The organism is Denitrobacterium sp. (assembly GCF_056180635.1).
Window position 1 is genome coordinate 1 of sequence record NZ_JAZZJS010000089.1, and the last position, 4,030, is coordinate 4,030.

3 protein-coding genes, 1 pseudogene and 1 other annotated feature are annotated in these 4,030 nt (G+C 58.3%); all 4 genes and pseudogenes read left to right on the forward strand.

Going from position 1 to position 4,030, the window contains the following annotated elements; genetic code table 11:
• Window positions 1-879, forward strand: a pseudogene (locus AC04P6_RS08605) (Tat pathway signal sequence); the annotation flags it as partial.
• A gap of 86 nt (window positions 880-965) precedes the next feature.
• Window positions 966-1,102: a sequence feature (ribosomal protein L10 leader region), on the forward strand.
• A gap of 50 nt (window positions 1,103-1,152) precedes the next feature.
• Window positions 1,153-1,674 (forward strand): 50S ribosomal protein L10, encoded by a 522-nt coding sequence (gene rplJ, locus AC04P6_RS08610; RefSeq protein ID WP_475566216.1) that lies wholly within the window; start codon window positions 1,153-1,155, stop codon window positions 1,672-1,674.
• Window positions 1,675-1,751: 77 nt separating this feature from the next.
• A complete protein-coding gene (rplL, locus tag AC04P6_RS08615) occupies window positions 1,752-2,129 on the forward strand; it encodes a 50S ribosomal protein L7/L12 (RefSeq protein ID WP_066660726.1) in 378 nt (125 codons plus the stop codon).
• Between the two features lie 409 nt (window positions 2,130-2,538).
• Window positions 2,539-4,030 (forward strand): anaerobic ribonucleoside-triphosphate reductase (gene nrdD, locus AC04P6_RS08620; RefSeq protein WP_475566217.1); only part of this gene is annotated, 1,492 nt, incomplete at its 3' end.

A 4,030-nucleotide genomic window follows, 5' to 3' on the forward strand; every position in this document is an offset into this window, starting at 1 on the left:
CCCGAATGGGTCGACCGTGCGTATCCCAGCAACCTGCTCATTCAGCAGTACAACTGGTACGGCAGCCTGCATAACGGCTGGCTGAACAGTTGGCTTGGCCAGAGCGGCGTCGTGCAGACCACGCCCGGCACCGATGGCGAGCTGGGGTACAACTACATCGCCAAAGATGACGACGTGTGGGTGTACACGGGCGTGACGAGCGCTACGAGCGACAACGCCATCGTTGGGTTCGTACTCGTTAATCAGCGCACTGCCGAGGCGCACTACTACAGCGTGGCCGGGGCCACCGAGGAAAGCGCCATGAGTTCGGCCGAGGGCCAGGTGCAGAACCTCAAGTACGAGGCGACCTTCCCGCTTCTGCTGAACATCAACGGCCAGCCCACGTACTTCATGGCCCTGAAGGACGCAGCGGGCTTGGTTAAGAAGTTCGCCATGATCGACATTCAGCGTTACCAGAACGTGGCGGTAGGCGACACGGTGGAGGAGTGCCAGAAGTCGTACAAGGCCCTGCTGGCCACCAATGGCGTTTCCACGGGCGGCGATTCCGTGGCCGACGAAATCACGGGCGTGGTGCGCACGTCGATGCAGGCCGTCATCGACGGCAACTCGCACGTGTACCTCTCGCTCGAGAACAGCTCGCTCATCTTCGACTGCCCGCTGCCCACGGTGATGAACGTCGTTACCGTTCGCGAGGGCGACACGGTAACGCTGAGCTATATCGAGGGCGACCCCACGAGCACGGTCGAAGAGCTTACGGTGAATGGCTCCTCGGGTTCGGCCTCTTCGGCGGCAGCTGCGTCGAACGCTTCGCCCGGCTCGAGCACCGAGCCTTCAGCCGATGCGGCATCCGGCTCGTCGTCGGGTGATGCTTCGGCATAGGCCCCCAATATGGAGGACGCGTGCGTTTCCTTGCATTCGCCCTGCGGATTTGGCATAGTGTAACGGCTGCAGAAATGCAGTAGCAATGAACAGTAGTTCCGCTGCCAGAGACAGCAGGCACCGCAAGGTTTAATCGCGCAAGCGGCCCGCCGAGGTGGTTGTAAAGCACAAGCTTTCACGACCCCCTGCGCTCTCTGGTGCAGGGGGTCGTTCTTATTCGTGCGACCTTCCCCTGGGGTGGAACCCGGAATGGGAAAGAAGGAGGTGCACAATATGCCCAACGCACAGAACGTCGAAACGCTTGCCAAGATCAAGGAAGAGCTCGAAGGCGTGTCCGCACTGTGGGTCGTCGACTACCGTGGCCTGAGCGTGAAGGAGGCGCAGCAGCTGCGTCGCTCCATCCGCGAAGCCGGTGCTCATCTGACGGTCTACAAGAACAAGCTGGTGCGCATCGCTCTGGCAGAGTCTGGCCTTCCCGCAATGGAGGACATCCTCGCCGGCCCGAGCGCATTCGTCTTCGCCGATGGCGATCCGGCCGCTGCCGCGAAAGCCATCAAGACCTTCGCCAAGGATAACGAGAACCTCGTGATCAAGGGCGGCATGATGGACGGTGTTCAGTACAGCGCAGAACAGGTCGAGGCTATCGCTTCTCTGCCTTCTCGCGAAGCTCTCATCGGTCAGATTGCTGGTCTTATCTCCGGCGTTGCCCGCGGTCTTGCCGTTACCATCAACGGTGTGCCGTCTGGCTTGGCTCAGTCGATCAAGCAGGTCGCCGAGCAGAAGCCCGCTGCCTAGCAGCACCCTGCGGCGCTTTAGCCGCGTAAGCAAGAATGTATGGCCGGAACATCCGGCCCCTTTGAAAGGAAACTAACATGGCTGTGACCAAGGAAGAAATCATTGAGGCTCTGAAGGAGATGTCCCTCCTCGAGGCTAGCGAGCTCGTGTCCATGATCGAAGAGACCTTCGGCGTGTCCGCTGCTGCTCCCGTTGCCGTTGCTGCTGCTCCTGCCGCTGATGGCGCTGCTGCTGCCGACGAGAAGTCCGAGTTCGACGTTGTTCTCGAGGGCTTCGGCGACAACAAGATCGCTGTCATCAAGGTTGTCCGCGAGCTCACCGGTCTGGGCCTGAAGGATGCCAAGGAAGTCGTCGAGGGCGCTCCCAAGGCCATCAAGGAAGGCGTTGCCAAGGAGCAGGCCGAGGAAATGAAGGCCAAGCTGGAAGAAGCCGGCGCTGCTGTAACCCTGAAGTAAATTTCGCTTCAAGCGATGTTTCGGAGCCGCCCACTCGGGCGGCTCTTTTTTTGTGCGCCGCTTGCGGGGCGTATCGCGCCGTTGGAGCTGGCGAGCGAAAAAATCGATATCTTCTCCTGGGAAAGGGGACGGGAATTGCGTCTCTTTTTCACGCGATAAACGCGTCTTTCCCGTCTTTCCCATACGAACTGCGTTTATGCTAAGACTGTGAAAATGGTATCAGAAACATACCAATTACAACCACAATATATGGTGTGTGATATAAATATGAACGACAACATTTATTGATTTGTAATCACGTGCGGAAACGTTGGGTGAGGTAAAGTCAAGCCTTGTGAACAATCTTTTTTAGGTGCAAAACTATGTTCAGACAAGATACGAAGCATAACTACGAAAGGGGTTTGGGCATATGAAGGTTATCAAGCGCAATGGCTCTGAGGTCGCTTTCGACGTCACGAAAATCGTGAACGCCATCTCGAAGGCGAATAGTGAGGTAGTGCCTGAGAATCGTCTGTCGCACGATCAGATAATCGCCGCCGCCAACAACGTAACCGCCGAGTGCAATGCGTGTGGCCATGCCCCCGCCGTCGAGGAAATCCAGGACATGGTCGAGGACCAGATCATGGCTCTCGGTGCCTTCGAAGTCGCCCGCAAGTACATCATCTACCGCTACGTGCAGGGCCTGAAGCGCACGTCCAACACCACCGACGACAAGATCCTTTCGCTCATCGAATGCAATAACGAGGAAGTCAAGCAGGAAAACTCGAACAAGAACCCCACTGTCGTTTCGGTGCAGCGCGATTACATGGCTGGCGAAGTCTCGAAGGACCTTGCCCATCGCATGCTCCTTCCTGCCGACGTGGTAGAGGCCCACGAAAAGGGCATCATCCATTTCCACGACTCCGATTACTATGCTCAGCGCATGCATAACTGCGACCTGGTGAACTTGGAAGACATGCTGCAGAACGGCACGGTCATTTCCGGCACGCTCATCGAGAAGCCCCATAGCTTCAGCACCGCTTGCAACATCGCCACGCAGATCATCGCCCAGGTCGCCAGCTGCCAGTATGGCGGTCAGAGCATTTCCTTGGCTCACCTGGCCCCGTTTGTCGACGTCAGCCGCCAGAAGATTCGTCGCGCCACCATCGACGAGCTGAACCAGCTTGGCGTGGAGCCTTCGCCCGAGCGTCTCGATGCCGTGGTCGAAGAGCGCGTGCGCGATGAAATCCGTCGTGGCGTGCAGACCATCCAGTACCAGGTCGTCACGCTCATGACCACCAACGGCCAGGCCCCCTTCATCACGGTCTTCATGTACCTGAACGAAGCGCGCAACGAAACCGAGAAGCACGACCTCGCCATGGTTATCGAGGAAATGCTCCGTCAGCGCTTCCAGGGCGTGAAGAACGAAGCTGGCGTGTGGATCACCCCTGCGTTCCCCAAGCTCATCTACGTGCTCGAGGAAGACAACGTCGACGAAGGCACGGAATTCTACTACCTCACCAAGCTTGCGGCCAAGTGCACCGCCAAGCGCATGGTTCCCGATTACATCTCGGAAAAGAAGATGCGCGAGTACAAGCTTTCGAAGGGCGAAGTCGAAGGCGAAGGCGATTGCTATACCTGCATGGGCTGCCGCTCCTTCCTCACGCCCGACCGCTCTGGCAACGGCTACAACAACGTGGCTGGCGTGAAGAACTACGACCCCACGAAGCCGAAGTACTACGGTCGCTTCAACCAGGGCGTTGTCACCATCAACCTGGTCGACGTCGCGCTTTCCAGCGAAGGCGATTTCGCCAAGTTCTGGGCCATCTTCGACGAGCGCCTGGAGCTGTGCCGCAAGGCCCTCATGTGCCGTCATAAGCGCCTGAAGGGCACCACGTGCGATGCTGCTGGCATGCTGTGGC

Coding starts and splice junctions, on each gene's coding strand:
- rplJ (WP_475566216.1), top strand. CDS start 1,153: ATGCCCAACGCACAGAACGTCGAAACGCTTGCCAAGATCAAGGAAGAG.
- rplL (WP_066660726.1), top strand. CDS start 1,752: ATGGCTGTGACCAAGGAAGAAATCATTGAGGCTCTGAAGGAGATGTCC.